The 15,809-nt window shown below is 43.1% G+C and carries 9 protein-coding genes, 3 tRNA genes and 4 pseudogenes; 5 read left to right on the top strand and 11 right to left on the bottom strand.

The features are described 5' to 3' along the window. Window positions 1-2: 2 nt before the first annotated feature. From clpP to L5M38_RS05550, 5 genes are all read right to left on the bottom strand, one after another. Entirely contained in the window at window positions 3-611 is a 609-nt protein-coding gene (clpP, locus tag L5M38_RS05570) for an ATP-dependent Clp endopeptidase proteolytic subunit ClpP (RefSeq protein WP_063883148.1), read from the bottom strand. 89 nt (window positions 612-700) lie between these two features. Beyond that, window positions 701-2,005, bottom strand: a complete 1,305-nt coding sequence (gene tig / locus L5M38_RS05565) for a trigger factor (protein ID WP_028760469.1) — start codon at window positions 2,003-2,005, stop codon at window positions 701-703. 261 nt (window positions 2,006-2,266) lie between these two features. Further along, window positions 2,267-2,342, bottom strand: a tRNA-His gene (locus tag L5M38_RS05560). Between the two features lie 9 nt (window positions 2,343-2,351). After that, window positions 2,352-2,428: transfer RNA gene (locus tag L5M38_RS05555), tRNA-Arg, on the bottom strand. 117 nt (window positions 2,429-2,545) lie between these two features. Then, window positions 2,546-2,622, bottom strand: a tRNA-Pro gene (locus L5M38_RS05550). Between the two features lie 361 nt (window positions 2,623-2,983). On the opposite strand from L5M38_RS05550, the gene folD reads away from it, so the two are divergent. After that, window positions 2,984-3,838, top strand: a complete 855-nt coding sequence (gene folD / locus L5M38_RS05545) for a bifunctional methylenetetrahydrofolate dehydrogenase/methenyltetrahydrofolate cyclohydrolase FolD (RefSeq protein ID WP_263178534.1) — start codon at window positions 2,984-2,986, stop codon at window positions 3,836-3,838. A gap of 154 nt (window positions 3,839-3,992) precedes the next feature. On the opposite strand, the gene cysS is transcribed toward folD, so the two are convergent. Beyond that, complete coding sequence (gene cysS / locus L5M38_RS05540; RefSeq protein WP_105252936.1) at window positions 3,993-5,372, bottom strand: cysteine--tRNA ligase; 1,380 nt, start codon at window positions 5,370-5,372, stop codon at window positions 3,993-3,995. A 140-nt stretch (window positions 5,373-5,512) separates the two neighbouring features. Here cysS and L5M38_RS05535 point away from each other — a divergent pair, with 140 nt between their 5' ends. Continuing rightward, a complete protein-coding gene (locus L5M38_RS05535) occupies window positions 5,513-6,007 on the top strand; it encodes a peptidylprolyl isomerase (RefSeq protein ID WP_263178533.1) in 495 nt (164 codons plus the stop codon). An 8-nt stretch (window positions 6,008-6,015) separates the two neighbouring features. Next, on the top strand, window positions 6,016-6,741 hold the full coding sequence (locus tag L5M38_RS05530; RefSeq protein WP_198572191.1) for a UDP-2,3-diacylglucosamine diphosphatase: 726 nt from the start codon (window positions 6,016-6,018) through the stop codon (window positions 6,739-6,741). A 157-nt stretch (window positions 6,742-6,898) separates the two neighbouring features. Here L5M38_RS05530 and miaE (L5M38_RS05525) read toward each other — a convergent pair. Continuing rightward, window positions 6,899-7,549, bottom strand: a pseudogene (miaE, locus tag L5M38_RS05525) (tRNA isopentenyl-2-thiomethyl-A-37 hydroxylase MiaE); the annotation flags it as partial. 63 nt (window positions 7,550-7,612) lie between these two features. Continuing rightward, a pseudogene (gene miaE, locus L5M38_RS05520) lies at window positions 7,613-8,254 on the bottom strand (tRNA isopentenyl-2-thiomethyl-A-37 hydroxylase MiaE); the annotation flags it as partial. A 202-nt stretch (window positions 8,255-8,456) separates the two neighbouring features. On the opposite strand from miaE (L5M38_RS05520), the gene L5M38_RS05515 reads away from it, so the two are divergent. After that, on the top strand, window positions 8,457-10,052 hold the full coding sequence (locus tag L5M38_RS05515; RefSeq protein WP_263178532.1) for a YfjI family protein: 1,596 nt from the start codon (window positions 8,457-8,459) through the stop codon (window positions 10,050-10,052). Window positions 10,053-10,258: 206 nt separating this feature from the next. On the opposite strand, the pseudogene L5M38_RS05510 reads toward L5M38_RS05515, so the two are convergent. The 3 genes and pseudogenes from L5M38_RS05510 to L5M38_RS05500 all read right to left on the bottom strand — a co-directional run. Next, window positions 10,259-10,621: pseudogene (locus L5M38_RS05510) on the bottom strand (transposase); the annotation flags it as partial. Between the two features lie 46 nt (window positions 10,622-10,667). Beyond that, window positions 10,668-11,639 (bottom strand): annotated as a pseudogene (locus L5M38_RS05505) (IS481 family transposase). 258 nt (window positions 11,640-11,897) lie between these two features. Beyond that, a complete protein-coding gene (locus L5M38_RS05500; protein ID WP_263178531.1) occupies window positions 11,898-14,237 on the bottom strand; it encodes a hypothetical protein in 2,340 nt (779 codons plus the stop codon). Window positions 14,238-15,004: 767 nt separating this feature from the next. On the opposite strand from L5M38_RS05500, the gene L5M38_RS05495 reads away from it, so the two are divergent. Next, window positions 15,005-15,808 (top strand): hypothetical protein, encoded by an 804-nt coding sequence (locus L5M38_RS05495; protein ID WP_263178530.1) that lies wholly within the window; start codon window positions 15,005-15,007, stop codon window positions 15,806-15,808. The last annotated feature ends 1 nt before the right edge of the window (window position 15,809 follow it).

The raw sequence follows: 15,809 nt of genomic DNA, 5'->3' as shown, positions 1-15,809 counted from the left end.
AATCAGCCGCGTTTCGTCATCACAGAGTCAACTAAGCCATATTCGACGGCTTGAGTTGCACTCATGAAGTTGTCACGATCGGTATCGCGTTCAATCACTTCGAGCGGTTGACCTGTGTGTTCAGCGAGCATTAGGTTAAGCTTATTTTTAATGCCTAAGATTTCTTTGGCATGAATAGCAATATCTGATGCTTGACCTTGGAAACCACCCAGCGGTTGATGGATCATCACGCGAGAGTTTGGTAAACAGTGACGCTTACCCTTCTCACCACCAGCTAACAAGAAAGCGCCCATACTGGCGGCTTGGCCGATACAGACAGTGCTAACATTCGGTTTGATAAACTGCATGGTATCATAAATCGCCATGCCTGCGGTGACAGAGCCACCTGGGGAGTTAATGTATAAAAAGATATCTTTATCTGGGCTTTCTGATTCTAAGAATAATAGTTGCGCCACGATAAGGTTTGCCATGTGTTCTTCAACTTGACCTACCAAAAAGATAATCCGCTCTTTCAACAAACGAGAATAAATATCGTATGAGCGTTCACCCTTAGCAGTCTGTTCGATCACCATAGGCACTAAAGCACTTTGTATGTCTGACGCATTATGCATTATTCACTTCCCTAAATAAAAATGGCTCGCATGAGGAGCCTCATACGAGCCATTATAAATGGCGAACAGCTAATCAAGTCAAGCTTAGCTTATGCGCGACCGGTAGCCTTGTTCATAAATTCTTCAAAAGCGACTTGTTTTTCGGTCACTTTGGCAGATTTCAACAGTGCTTCAACCGCTTGCTCTTCTAAAGCAACGTTGCGCATGTTTTGCATCAGCTCTTTGTTGCTGTTGTAATAAGCAACTACTTCACTTGGATCTTCGTAGGCTGAAGCCATAGAAGCGATCAAGCCTTGTACGCGTTCATCTTCCGCTTTCAGTTCGTTAGTCTTGATGACTTCGCCTAATAGCAGACCGATTTTAACACGACGTGCAGCTTGTTCAGTGAACAATTCAGCTGGCAGTTCTGGCATGTTAGCCGATTGGCCGCCAAAACGTTGCATGGCTTGTTGACGCAGAACGTTAACTTCGCCATCGATCAATGCTTTTGGCAAAGTGATATCGTTGTTAGCTAACAGACCATTGATCACTTGCTCTTTCACGTTAGCTTTTAACGCTTGCTCAAGTTCACGGTTCATGTTTTTACGGATTTCAGTTTTAAGGGCTTCTAAGCCACCTTCGCTGATACCAAACAAAGCAGCAAACTCATCGTTTACTTCTGGCAGGTTAGCCGCTTGCACTTCAGTCAGCGTAATCGCGAACTTAGCCGCTTTACCTTTCAGGTTTTCAGCGTGATATTCTTCAGGGAAGTTCACGTCGATAACAAATTCTTCGCCCGCTTTGTGACCTAAGATACCCGCTTCAAAACCAGGAATCATACGGCCGCTACCTAATTGCAGTTCGAAATCATCAGCTTTGCCGCCTTCAAATTCTTCACCGTCAACTGAGCCAACAAAGTTCATTTTCACTTTGTCGCCATCAGCAGCTTCACGCTCAACAGCAGCGAAAGTCGCGTGTTGTTTACGTAAGGTTTCAATCATAGTGTCAACGTCAGCGTCAGTCACTTCAGCTTTTGGCTGTTCTACTTCGATTGCATCTAAGCCTTTCAGCTCAACTTCTGGATAGATTTCAAAGGTAGCGATAAATTCGAATTTTTCGCCATCAGTAGAACCAGGAACAAAAGTCGGTGCACCCGCTGGGTTTAACTTCTCAGCAATAATTGCTTCGATGAAGTTACGTTGCATCACTTCACCCATGATGTCTTGACGAATCGCTGCGCCGTAACGTTTGTTTATAACAGTAACAGGCACTTTACCAGGACGGAAACCTGGGATACGAGCACGCTTAGCTTCACGTTGTAAACTGTCTTTAACCAGCTTTTCAATTTGTTCAGCAGGAACAGAAATGGTCAGGCGACGCTCTAGGCCTTGGGTTGCTTCAACAGAAACTTGCATTGTTTTACCTCGAAATTTGTCTAACGTCCTTTGTAATAGCCGATTCATCAACTATTCAGGTATTCGTTTCTTGATCATTAAATTTGACTACAATGCCCACCACAACTGGCTTTAGGCACAGGTCGCTCATAGTTGATATCTATCAAGACGCGACATTATAGCCACCGTTTTCTGCAGAGTCGAGCCTCAACAGCCGAATCTGGGGTATAAAAAAAGCGACACAAGGTCGCTTTTTTTAATTTGTACTCAAAGTACTAAAAATGGGGTGACTGATGGGGCTCGAACCCACGACAACCGGAATCACAATCCGGGACTCTACCAACTGAGCTACAATCACCACTGAAACTGGTACGCCCGGCAGGATTCGAACCTGCGACCACCCGCTTAGAAGGCGGGTGCTCTATCCAACTGAGCTACGGGCGCATGGTTTACAGAACTTTCTGTATCCTAACCGATTTGGAAAGCATTTATGCTAACCCTATCACTCGCCTATTTGAGTCCAAATTATCTTTGAATTCATTGAAGCAAATGATAATAAAGTGGTCGGTGATAGAGGATTCGAACCTCTGACCCTCTGGTCCCAAACCAGATGCGCTACCGGACTGCGCTAATCACCGAAGATCTTACATTTTTTGGTATCAACTCAGAGGGTTCCCTCTGGTCCGCTCTCATCCAAAAACTGGATACACTAACGGACGCGCTAATCACCGAAGGTCTTACATAACATTTTCAGTGCAAGATGAACACATCTGCCTGAGAACGGAGCGCATCTTATCCCCTCACTTTACACCCGTCAACGATTTTTTTATCGTTCGACTCTAGGTGCTGAATTATCAGGCTAATCTGGTTTTTTTTATCCACTTGGCAACGGCTTTAACCATGACACAGTAGCTGTGCCCTGTTAAAATAGCCACGATTGCCAATCTCTGTGTTAACTACTGTTTTCACCATCGCCCATATAAAGGATATCCTACACCCATGACAGCCCAAATAATCGACGGCAAGGCGATTGCTCAATCCATCCGCACTAAGCTCAGCGAAAAAGTCACCACCCGCAAAGAGGCTGGACAACGCGTACCGGGTTTAGCCGTAATATTAGTGGGAGCCGATCCGGCATCACAAGTTTATGTTGGGAGTAAACGTAAGGCTTGTGAAGAAGTTGGATTTATTTCTCGTTCATACGATTTAGAAACAAACTGCACTGAAGATGAATTACTCAACCTGATTGATAGTCTTAATGATGATCCGACAATTGATGGCATCTTAGTGCAACTGCCATTACCCGCACATATCGAAGACTCAAAAGTCATCGAGCGTATCCGCCCAGATAAAGACGTCGATGGATTTCACCCGTACAACGTCGGCCGTTTAGCCCAGCGTATTCCGGTGCTGCGCTCTTGCACCCCAATGGGCATAATGACACTCATCAAATCCACCGGCGTTGATACCTATGGTTTAGATGCTGTTGTGGTTGGCGCATCGAATATTGTCGGCCGCCCAATGACCTTAGAGTTGCTGCTGGCTGGCTGCACCACCACTACTTGCCACCGCTTCACTAAGAATCTCGAGCAAAAAATCCGTCAGGCAGATCTCGTAGTCGTTGCTGTGGGTAAACCTGGCTTTATTCCTGGCGAGTGGATCAAGCCCGGCGCGATTGTAATAGATGTGGGAATTAACCGTTTAGATAACGGCACCTTAGTCGGCGATGTGCAATATGACATTGCTGCGCAAAATGCCAGCTTTATCACTCCAGTCCCCGGCGGTGTTGGCCCGATGACGATTGCAAGCCTATTAGAAAACACCTTATATGCCGCCGAGCAGTATCATGACTAGGTTCTAGGTTCTAGGTTCTAGGTTCTAGGTTCTAGGTTCTAGGTTCTAGGTTCTAGGTTCTAGGTTCTAGGTTCTAGCAAGCATAAAAAAACCTGCATGATGCAGGTTTTTATTTACTGAAGATTTTCTTGAATTAAAAATATAGCGAATAAGCTTATTTCTTACGCCAAGTGGTGCCACTTGGACCATCTTCAAGCACAACGCCCAAAATATCTAAACGATTACGCGCCACATCCGCAGCAGCCCAATCCTTTTCGGTACGAGCACGGTTACGCTCAACGATTAAGGCTTCGATTTCGGCCACTTCATCGTCACTACCGCCGCCTTGAAAGAAGGCCTCTGGCTCTTGGCTTAATAGACCTAACACATCCGCTAATTGCTTCAAGGTGACCGCTAATGCCGATGCCTGTGCCATATCGGTCAGTTTTAAACGATTGATTTCACGCACCATATCAAATAGAACGGAATAGGCTTCAGGTGTATTAAAGTCATCATCCATCGCCGCTTTAAACTTAGCAATAAACTCTTCTGCAGGCGCTGCAACGACAGTTAAGTCGACATCTTTAATCGCGGTATACAAACGCTCTAAGGCTGAGCGAGCTTGTTTCAAGTTATCTTCTGAATAGTTCAGTTGGCTACGATAATGACCAGATAATAAGAAATAACGCACAGTTTCAGCATCATAGTGACCAAGTACATCGCGAATAGTGAAGAAGTTGCCTAAGGACTTAGACATCTTTTCACGGTCAACCATCACCATGCCTGTGTGCATCCAATAGTTGACGTATGGTGTGTCATGGGCACAGCAAGACTGGGCGATTTCATTCTCATGATGTGGGAACTGTAAGTCAGAGCCGCCGCCATGGATATCAAAATGCAAACCTAAATGTTTACTGTTCATTGCCGAACATTCGATATGCCAGCCAGGACGACCCGGTCCCCATGGGGATTCCCACGTTGGTTCACCAGGTTTCGACATTTTCCACAACACAAAATCCATTGGATTTTGCTTGGTTTCGTCCACTTCAACCCGAGCACCGGCTTGCAGTTGATCTAAATTCTGGCCCGATAAACGGCCATAATCAGGATATGAGGCCACGCTGAAAAGCACATCACCATCGCTCGCCACATAGGCATGGCCACGGGCGAGTAATAACTCAACCATGTCGATGATTTCAGCAATATGAAGGGTCGCGCGCGGTTCAAAATCGGGGCGCAACATATTTAGGGCATCGAAGTCTTGGTGCATTTCACCAATAAGACGCTCGGTTAAGGCTTCACAGCTTTCGTTATTCTCGTTAGCGCGCTTGATGATTTTGTCATCAACATCAGTAATATTGCGCTGAAAATTCACTTCATAACCCGCGTAACGCAGGTAGCGCACTATCATGTCGAAGGAAACAAAAGTACGGCCATGACCAATATGACAGAGATCGTATATGGTCACACCACACACGTACATCCCAATTTTCCCGGGATTAATTGGCTTAAATTCCTGTTTTTGGCGGGTAATACTGTTGTAAATCTTCAACATCGATATTCTCTTCAATGATACATTCAGGTGTAAAATCAAGGAGTCAGTCTATCACGGCCTGACAGGTTTTGAATACTGCACTTTGCGCGCAATCCGAGATAAGTTAGAATCGCGCCACTATTTACACAGAGTATGAAAACATGATCACATTACACACTAATTTGGGCGACATTAAACTGCAGCTGAACGCTGAAAAAGCGCCGTTAACAGTAGCAAACTTCATGAAATATGTTGACGAAGGTTTCTTCGACGGCACTATCTTCCACCGTGTGATAGACGGTTTCATGATCCAAGGTGGTGGCTTCAACGAAGACATGAGCCAAAAGCGTTGTAACGAGCCAGTGAAGAACGAAGCCAATAACGGTTTATCAAACCGTACTGGTACTGTCGCTATGGCGCGTACTTCAGATCCACATTCAGCTACTGCGCAGTTCTTCATTAACGTGAACGATAACACTTTCCTCGATTTTAAATCAGAAACCTCACAGGGCTGGGGCTACTGCGTATTCGGCGAAATCGTTGAAGGCATGGATGTTATCGAAAAAATCAAAGCTGTTAGCACTCGTAACCGTGGTATGCATCAAGATGTGCCATTAGAAGCTATTGTGATTGAAAAAGTCAGCGTCGCGGCATAATACGGCGAATGCGAACTCTATTTATAGGCGATCTGCACCTGAGTGCAGATCGCCTTGATATCACCCAGGCGTTCACTCGCTTTCTCGACACTGAACTCGATGATGCCGACGCCCTTTATATCCTAGGCGATTTGTTTGAAGTCTGGGTTGGTGATGATATTGCCTTGCCTTTTGCCCTCGACATCGCCGAAAAACTCAAGCAAGTATCACAAAAGTTGCCCGTGTATTTTATCCATGGCAACCGTGACTTCATGCTAGGCAAACAATTTGCGCGCGCCGCAGGCATGCAAATTTTACCCGAAGTCACTCGCCTCAATTTATACGGTGTCGACACTGTAATTTTGCACGGCGACAGCTTATGTACTTTAGATAAGGCCTACCAACGCTTTCGAAAACTGCGCAGTTTATCGCTGTCTCGTTGGCTGTATGGTTGTTTATCCAAGAAAACCCGTCAGGGCATTGCTGATAAAATTCGCAGCAAGAGCAAGAACAGCAATAAGCAAAAAAGCTACACTATCATGGATGTAGAGCCCAATGCAGTCGATGTGTTATTTGCCAAGACACACACTAAGCATATGATCCACGGTCATACCCACAGACCGGCCATTCATCAACTTGCCAATGGCTGTAAGCGTATAGTGGTTGGCGATTGGTATGAGCAAGGCAGTGTGCTCAGTGTAAGCGCTGAAGGGATTAATTTACAGTCCTTACCCTTCGACCCGACGATGACCTAAAGGCATAGGCTTAAGTAGGCCTCATTTAGCGTTACTTAAGCTTAAATTTTTAGCTTTAATAGCTTGAAAATACTGTGATTAACGGTTTTTCGAACCGTTAATCGTTTCTGCTATATGGACTTAACTCTACTCGTTTGGGGAAGCAAAGCCGTTCAAATTAATTTAATAGAGGCGACCCACTGTGGAAACGAAACTCATCATCCTGCGCTAAAATCAACTCCGCTTCTAACTCGCCAAAGTACTTCACTCGCTCGCTAATATCCTCAGGTGAAACCAACTGAGCTAACGCAAGATAATCTTGATAATGTCGCGCTTCAGAGCGCAGCAGTGACACATAAAACTTACTCAGCTCACCGTCTAAATAGGGCGCCAACTTAGCAAAACGCTCGCACGAACGCGCCTCAATATACGCCCCCACAATCAGCTTATCCCGCAGGATATCTTTCTCATGGGTGGTCACATAGCTCATCATGCCTTTGGCATAACGGCCTGCGCGAATATTACGATACTCAATACTGCGCTTGTGCATTAAATCCAATACTTGTTCAAAATGATGAAACTCTTCTTTAATCAAGCGGATTAAAGGTGAAACTAAATTCGCAGCAAACTTAAAGTTGGGCTTAGGTATAAGGTCAGTTACCAACTCATTCTTTTTCACATCACGGGCTAAAAAACTTTCCACATCATGTTCTTGCGAATAAATAAACTCTTCATAGGGTTTCGCCCACGCCAACAGGGTTCGACCACTGTCTTTATCTAACGCATATTTTCGTAGCAAAAAAATCGCTGTCTGAGCGGCTTTTAACTCACTTTAAGCATAGGTGTGCATACATTAACAAGTGACTGATTAACAAGTAAATAATAATTAAATTTAATTTATTGGCTTCCCGCTATGAAATTTGAAGTCTTGGTCTGGTGACAGAATAAGCTCCGCTTCAATATCTGCAAAAAATGATACCCTTGCGCAAATATCTTTGTCTGAAATCATTTCAGCGAGGTCAAGATAATCCTGATAATGACGGGCTTCTGAACGTAATAGAGAAACATAAAACTTCCCTAGTTCTGCATCTAAATGTGGAGCAAGCTTAGCAAAACGTTCACATGATCGAGCTTCAATAAATGCCCCTATAATCAATTTATCAACTAATGCATCAGGTTCGAATGGCTTAACATGCTTAAGCAAGCCTTTAGCGTATCGACCTGCATCAATCAATTCGTATTGAATATCTTTTTGCTCCATTTGCTCAATCACTTGATAAAAGTGATGTAACTCTTCCTTTATAAGTAACATCATTCTATCAACTAATTCTTGCCCATAATCTGAATCCTCACGAACAGTTACCTGCTTGATTACATTATTTTTTACCCTAAGTGACTCAATCCCTCCAATTTTTTTATAAGCATAGTCAGCATATGGTCTAACCCAGTCAGATAAGCGAATAGCACTTTCTTTATCAACGGCATATTTTCTCATGAGAGTTACTGCACTCTGAGCTGCTTTTAACTCACATATTGTAAATTAGTGCATATATGTTTTAGCCAAAAAAATATAAGGCTGGAAAATTTCATCAAGATGATTAGTACTAAATATCAGGAAAAGCTCAAACCCTACAAAAATTTTTTCGTTCAAAACGAATTTTGGCGATCAAAGTGGATATATTCCTGTACCGAGGAGCACAGGGTGTGCTGCGCGGTCTCACTTAGGAGTAATGACCATGTTCCACAATATACGCAATTTGCTGGCCAAACTATCCACCTCAATTTCACCTGTAGGCTCCGAGGTAACTGTGTCCAACGACGTTCTGCATACTGGGAAATGGCCCACACCAGAACCATTCAATACAGAACTTACTCCGGTACTTCCGTTCAGCGCTGATTTACTACCCGAACCACTGGGCCGCCACGTACTGTCGTACGCAAAACGTCTTGACCACGCACCAGTGGAATATGCCGCCATCAGTGTTCTCACCACTACATGCTCCCTGATTGGCAACAGTATCAACATCCAGCCTAAGCAATTTGATACGTCTTGGAGGGTGCCAGCAGTGCTCTGGTCCATAGCAGTGGGTTCACCCTCAATGATGAAATCTCCGTCACTAAACTGTGGCATGTCGCTGCTTGAGCATGTGCAGAATTCAGTGATTAAACAGCAGAATGATAAATCCAAAATTGAAGCTAAAGCCGAATTACGAATTCGCACTCTTCGCCAGAGGACCATTGATCGGCAGGTCTTACAGGCCCTAAATACCGATGACGCAGACCTTGCGAAAAAAATGCTAATTGATTCTATGTCAACGGAACGACCAGAGGGCCCCAGCGAAAGACGAGTTTTAGTTGCAGATTCTACCCTGGCAGCATTGCAACGTTGCCTAGCAGATAACTCTAATGGCCTGCTGTTATTTAACGACGAGCTTAGCCGACTTCTTGCTGCTCTATCACGACCACAGGGGGATGAAATGCGGTCATTTTTGCTACAATGTTTTGACGCATCGGGCTCATATCCGATTGATCGGGTCAAATTTGGTTATTACACAATTCATAATCCCAATTTGTCCATTCTAGGAGGACTACAACCCTGCATGCTGAGAAAAATATTGAGTGAGCGGAACTCAAATTTTCTGAACGATGGATTTTTTGAAAGATTTCAGATTGGCGTGATGCCGGAGTTTAACGGTAAATATGTCGATATAGCGCCCGATGAAAAACTGAACCAAGCGGTCAAAGAGCTCTATGAAAATCTGGCTAACCTAGCAATCCTAGACCAACCCATTACATTAATCTTCGAGCCATCAGCCCAGGAAATCTGGAATAAATGGGCGTACGAATTAAAACAAAAACAAAAATGCGCCAGCGAGCTGGAGCAAGCCATACTGGGAAAACAATCCAGCCTATGTGCAAAAATTGCCATGGTGCTGCATGTACTAAAGAGTGCGGCGGCCCACAAAACTGGCCAAGTTTTTCGCCCTACTAATATAGTAGAGCAAGAAACCCTTGAACAGTCCATACGCTGGGTTAATTTACTACATTCGCACAACGTACGAATTCAGAACTATTTCCTTAATGAAAGTGCAGTCTCTGATGCTGAGTTACTGCTGAAGAAACTTACCGTTTTTCGAGGGGCTTTCGCGCTCCGAGATATTCAAAGAAGAGGGTGGGGAAAACTCTCAACATCAGGTGCTTGCAAGGTAGTTTTAGAACGTTTGATTTCTATGAATCACGTCCTAGAGATAACTGAAACAGGCGCGAACGGACGAGTCTCAAAGCGTTATATACTCAATCCACTCTCCAGCAGTGCCGCTGTAAATAATTAATGAAATAAGTCAGGCTACTACATACTGACAACCGACAAAACCGACAATTGTCAGTTTTGTCGGTTGTCAGCTATGACTAAAATGTAATTTTTATACCTCAAGTGCTTCAGTAATTGTATCTCATTCCTTTTCCACATACTCAGACTTCTGATATTACCTCCGAGATTAGTACTGAATCTCAATTGGCGCCAGTGTATTGTCAATCTAGCCAAGTGCTCGATGATACAGCAAGTCTTGGTTTTAAAAGCAATATTGACCGTTTTTGCGCGTTTGCTGATGCAAGTGTAATGTGGACACATTAGTGGAATGCCACCCAATTTAAACACCGAGTTAATGAAGCCTTGCAGTAGCATAGAGAAAACACGTTTAACCATCAGCGCAGTGGTAATAGCTAAGTCACTAAACACGCGAGGGCGACTTTTCCTAGGTTGCTCTGCATTGGCCTTCCTCTGGGCAATAGCGCCCTCATAAATCCAGAAGGTAAGTGAGCCACGATTGATTAAAGCTTGATTGTATTGCTTCCTATTGGTTATTTTATAGCGAGATATTGGTACGGTTGATGGGTTAATTGATAGGCTATGTTGTTCTATATCGTTAATCGCTAAAGTGTGTGATTCATAGAGATCGTTTCAATCTTCTCAGCTCCAATTCAAGCCTGTAGTTTTGCTCTTGAAGGGGTTCTTTTGCTGGTTCATAAAGCTCCTGAACCTCTTCAGAATAAGGCGTTTGCTCAGCCATTTCGAAGTATCGCTCCATGGGTGTTTTCCCATGGTGTGCGCTATGAGGCCTCTCCCAGTTGTAGTAATGCTGCCACTCAGCAAGCAGGTTATTTAAATCGTCTGATGCTAAGTCTACCGTTGCATAAAACTCAGTTTTATCCGTTTTCTGCAAGCGCTCTACTTTGCCATTTAGGTAAGGTGAAGCAGGTTTATTTGGTCTGAATTTGATTCCATGGGTCTTCAATTTCTCTTGGACTTTAAAGGCAAAGAACTCGCGGCCACGATCTGTTTGAATACGCTGAATTGGAAATGGCATTTCATCAATAACACAATCAATGAAATCCAGTGTGTTAGCAGCAGTTCTGCGGCTATACAGCCTTAAAACCCTATAGCGGGTGCAATCGTCAATCGAGGTGTATTGATAGAGATTCGGCACTATCTTGCAGGTATCCACTTGTATTCTATCGCCAGAAACTGGGCGAACATACCTGATATAATCTGGTTTCCTACGATAGGTAACAACATGCTTTACCTCATTCCGCGTCAAGATCTTATGAATAGTAGCAATTCCAAGAGAGAGCCCATGTAGGCGGCCAAGTTCACTTGGAATACACCTAGCTCCAAGGTTTCGAGAGCATCGCAAAGATAAAATTAACTGCTCTTCAGTCTCACCAACCTTGGTTGAAGGTGAACTCTTAGGACGTCAGCTTTGGCTGACCAGACCATTTACACCGTCTTTCTGATAACGCTGCCACCATTTTCTTAACGTAGGTCTGGATATGCCACAACGACGACAGACCAAGCCCGCATCACTGGTCTCTTCGTATAGCTTAATCCACTGTAAACGCTGTTGTATTTCTCTGTTCATAGACACTCATTATATTGAAATGATGTCTATGAATCACACAGATTAAGTTATACGGAGCAACTGGACAAAAACGATACAGGGAGTTATTTTGTTCTCTACTTCTCACGCTTATCAGGCATTGCATGCTGCTAAGTTTATTGCTTTTCTCTCTTGGAGGTAGTACAATCCAACAGCAAGAAAATAATGCTATTATTGACTTTAGTTTGATGATTTTCACTCACCAATACTAAGCCTTAAAGAATTGTGATTTTTGGCATACTAATGATTCTTACAATGATTAATCCAGCAGTCTACAACCTCTTTGTCGACTTCATAGTCATCCATTACCTCACTAAATCTTTTAAAACCTGATAATATTGATATATAAATCTCTTCTTGCAAAATAGCCCCTATCGGGCTAAATTTTCCACGAACACTTTCTTCCCAAGAGATGGGAATAAGCAAAAAGTCTAGACAATAATCCTTCAAATATCTTAACCACGTACCATCGCCATATTCTATCCTTGGCAATGAAGAAAAATACAATTTTGTGGTGTCCATCGGTCTAATCGACCCTGGAGATAGTTCCTCCAAACTATAAGATCGAAATCCACTTCTGAACCGCTCCGTATTAAAGGAGAAAGAAGCGTATTCAAAATCGTTAATCATACTTTCCAAGCCATAAACCCTCAGTAGCGCTCTATCCAGCTCAGCATACTTCTTTCTTTCCTTTAAACACCTAACGACCATAAAGGATTTATTAAAAGGCAAGCTGCAGACTTTTGAATTTCCAGTCCTGATATCTAAACAAACATGGCGAAAAAAATAAACATGTGTAGCTCTCATTCTGTGTCCCGCTGCGATAAGCACATGAGCTTCATGTGTCTGCCACCCTGAAAGGAAACAAGCAATTCTTATCTTGCCAGTATGACCCCTCACTAATGCATCACAGCTACACTCCATCTTACTTCCTATTGAGCCATGTGATTTCAGGTATATAGAGGAAGGGGCAATTGATTTATATCCTACGCAAATGCTACTACGCTCAAACCCACTCATCTCTAGCTCTTTCAGCAATTCATAAATATAAAATCGCTCTTGTCGACCCATAAACTGCTGTTCGCTTAATGTCCCTAAGAAATAAAGACCATATAGCCTATTTAATAAAAACGGGTCAATAAATGTTATCTTGTCATTTTCCAGCCTAGAAACAATACCTTGATTAACTTTTAACTCAGAAGCTATTGTTTTTTGATCTATCCTCCATTTAGATCGTATTTGTCTCAAAATTGATGAAACGGGCTCTACAATAATACTAGAAAAATTTTCAGCACAGTGTCTACAGACTGATACAGGAATACTAAATGAAGCATCTTCCAATGCTCTCAATGCGCCAAATTTTTTTTTGCATTGAGTTGTGAGATACAAAATTCTACAGCTATTTAAGTTAAGATCTGCTAATTTAACTTCTTGTATGGATGTGCTAAACCCAGCATCATGCGTTTCTTTTATCTCATCCAAACTATATTCGCGTTCAATATGCAAGTCAAATGGAGATGAAAAATTGTTATTGTCAGCAAATGCATCAGTCGAAGGCTCACAAAAATCACAATGTTTTCTCGAATAAGAACACTCGCGAAACAGCTTAATAAAATCAGATTCTTTTTTTATTCTTGTATAAAAATCATTTATAGAACAAAATTTATTTATTTTGTCAATAAAATCTCTTTTCTGTCCTTCTATACTTTCCCAGTGTTCTTGCTCAATTTGTGCTTTTTCAAAATTTAGCACACCCACTGGAATGTCCCTCTTTAATTTGCACTGTAAAACATCTGTATTTAACCTTTCTACCTCAACAAAGAAGCTTTGCTCAATTTCATGTTTCAATGTACGAGCATCATCTATATCTAAGTGACGTTGCAATCTAGTTTCACCATCTAACAATGCTAACCTGATGATATTTTCAACATCACAGTCACTTCGTAACGCTTTCAATTTATTAGATAGTTTTACGCCAACTAAATTAATGATTTTTTGCAACTCAAATAACCATTTTCTAGCGATATGGGTTTCCAGCGATGGAATATGCTTTCGTAGCAGAGCTATCTTATCATCCTCCCTATCTATAATTGTTTTAATTATCTGGCCTAATGAGCTAGATAACCTGATCTTAGCTAGTCGCATTAGAGTTTTAATAGTTGATGGATAACCATAATTCCCGAGCACTTGGCTTAGATTATCTTCAGTATTCCTGTGTAAACTGAGAAAGTATTCTTCCGAATTTTTTAACTTCTTTATGGTTAATTCGCTAAGTCCTGTAATTTCAGGAAGAACCTCATAAGTATACTGTTTATCTCGTACCCTCCGCTCAATCCATTCTTTCACACTCTCCCCAACGATCCATTCAGAATCGCGATTGCCTGTGTTTGGTTGCAACTCTTGGCCCATGGTTAGCCATAGATTTTTTAACACGAGGTCAATCTGCTCCCAAAGTACATCAACGCTAGCTTCAGGCGTTATTTCTATGCCCATTTTCCTAATGTCAGTAGTAATAACCTGCTCACAGTAGATATCCATTTCGGTCAGAAGATTTCTTTGTAATGTGTTGATCTTATCCATCCTAATATCCATCACGTAAGCCGTAGTAAAGAAATGTGTATATACGACTTATACAGGTTTAAATATCTAATTTCAACGCCTAAGATGATGCCATCAACGTGAGATAACGAGCGAAAATAGCCATCATGTAATCAAGGACAGAATCAATCATTTTTGTTCTAAAGCATGCGCTCTGACGGTACTTTTACTGTGACAACTACTTAGCTGAAAACCTTCTGCTAACCGCCTTGGGGTCTATGTGTGCAGTCACGCTGACATCGGGGGATATTCTGAAGATTTGGTAATTAGACTGCGAAGTGCTGTTTGGGGAGCAGATACAGGAACTAGAGGCTTAACTTTGTTCTACTTATCCGCTTTGCACTCTCAATAATGAGAGCGCCATGAACCAACCTGAGTGCAGAAGTTTAATTGAATATTAAGAACTATCTAAGTAAGTCGCGGTGCCCATACTCGAATCGGTGATGATTCTAAATATCCAAAAAGTTAACAATAATCGCGATAGATAGCTGATTCTTCGCATTGGACTTTAATTACATCTTGTCAGGCGCATCAATTATTCGCTGTGTCTGGCATTGCATAGCCAGCAGGAGTAACTCATGAACAATAATCATCCACTTCTATTTTTAACCGCTGTTTCGTTGTTTGCGCTATCAGCCTGTGGTGGCGGTGACGACGCAGCTACTGCACCACCTGCTTCGGGTGTCGGAAACGGCTCGAATGGGGGAGGAACGAGTATACCGGCATTGTCATTGAGTACGGTGAATGCATTGCCCGACGTCATCCTGGAAAACGACCAAGCACAGTATGTACTTGCGGTTTCTAACGCTCAGCAAGGGTTTTCAGTAGATACATCGTCCTCGGTAGCTGGTGGTACTGCAACAGTTCAGTATGTCACTGATGGCGACAAAGTCATACTGACCGTCACTGCCGGCGCAGTGGATTACGCCAGTGCAGCAATCACCACTACAGTGACAGTTACTGATGGCACCAATCGCAAGGTAACTCATACCAGCAAGGCTGTGCTGAAAGATAACACTGCAGGACTCATCATAGCGAAAATCAGCGGTACTGCAGCAGAGATGACAAAGTTTTCGGAGCGTACCCAGTCACTGGCCTTGGTGAACAAACTTTCAGAAATCGCCATGGTAATGGGGGAAACCATTGACCGCGATTATGGCACGGAGTTTCAGGCTGAAGTGAATGGCAGCGATGTAAAAGCGCTGCTTGATGCGTGGATTACCAGTGGCCCAGCGCTTATTGCCTCCTACAACGCAGGTCAGGTGGGGGAGACTGCCCTGAACACAGCCATGAATGACATCCTCACCAAGGCTCAGATCCACTCAGAAGCTGGCGTACAAGTGTTGGCCGAGGTTGCTGCACTTGCCCGCATCGCCACTGGCTATTTCACAGTGACGGGGGTGTATCTGGATGAAGTGGATTACGGACTGTCGATGTTCGAAGGTAATCCAGCGCTGGGCTCTTATCAAAACGGCGTATGGCAATACGCAGCACCAGTGTCCTTCCTGGCTGCCATTGTCGGTACTGATGCCAACATGTGCTCAGCAAACTAAT

Origin of the sequence: Shewanella sp. SM101, from assembly GCF_025654465.1 — a bacterium.
In the GTDB taxonomy this organism is placed as follows: Bacteria; Pseudomonadota; Gammaproteobacteria; order Enterobacterales; family Shewanellaceae; genus Shewanella; species Shewanella oncorhynchi.
This window is presented reverse-complemented; position numbering and strand designations above follow the sequence as displayed.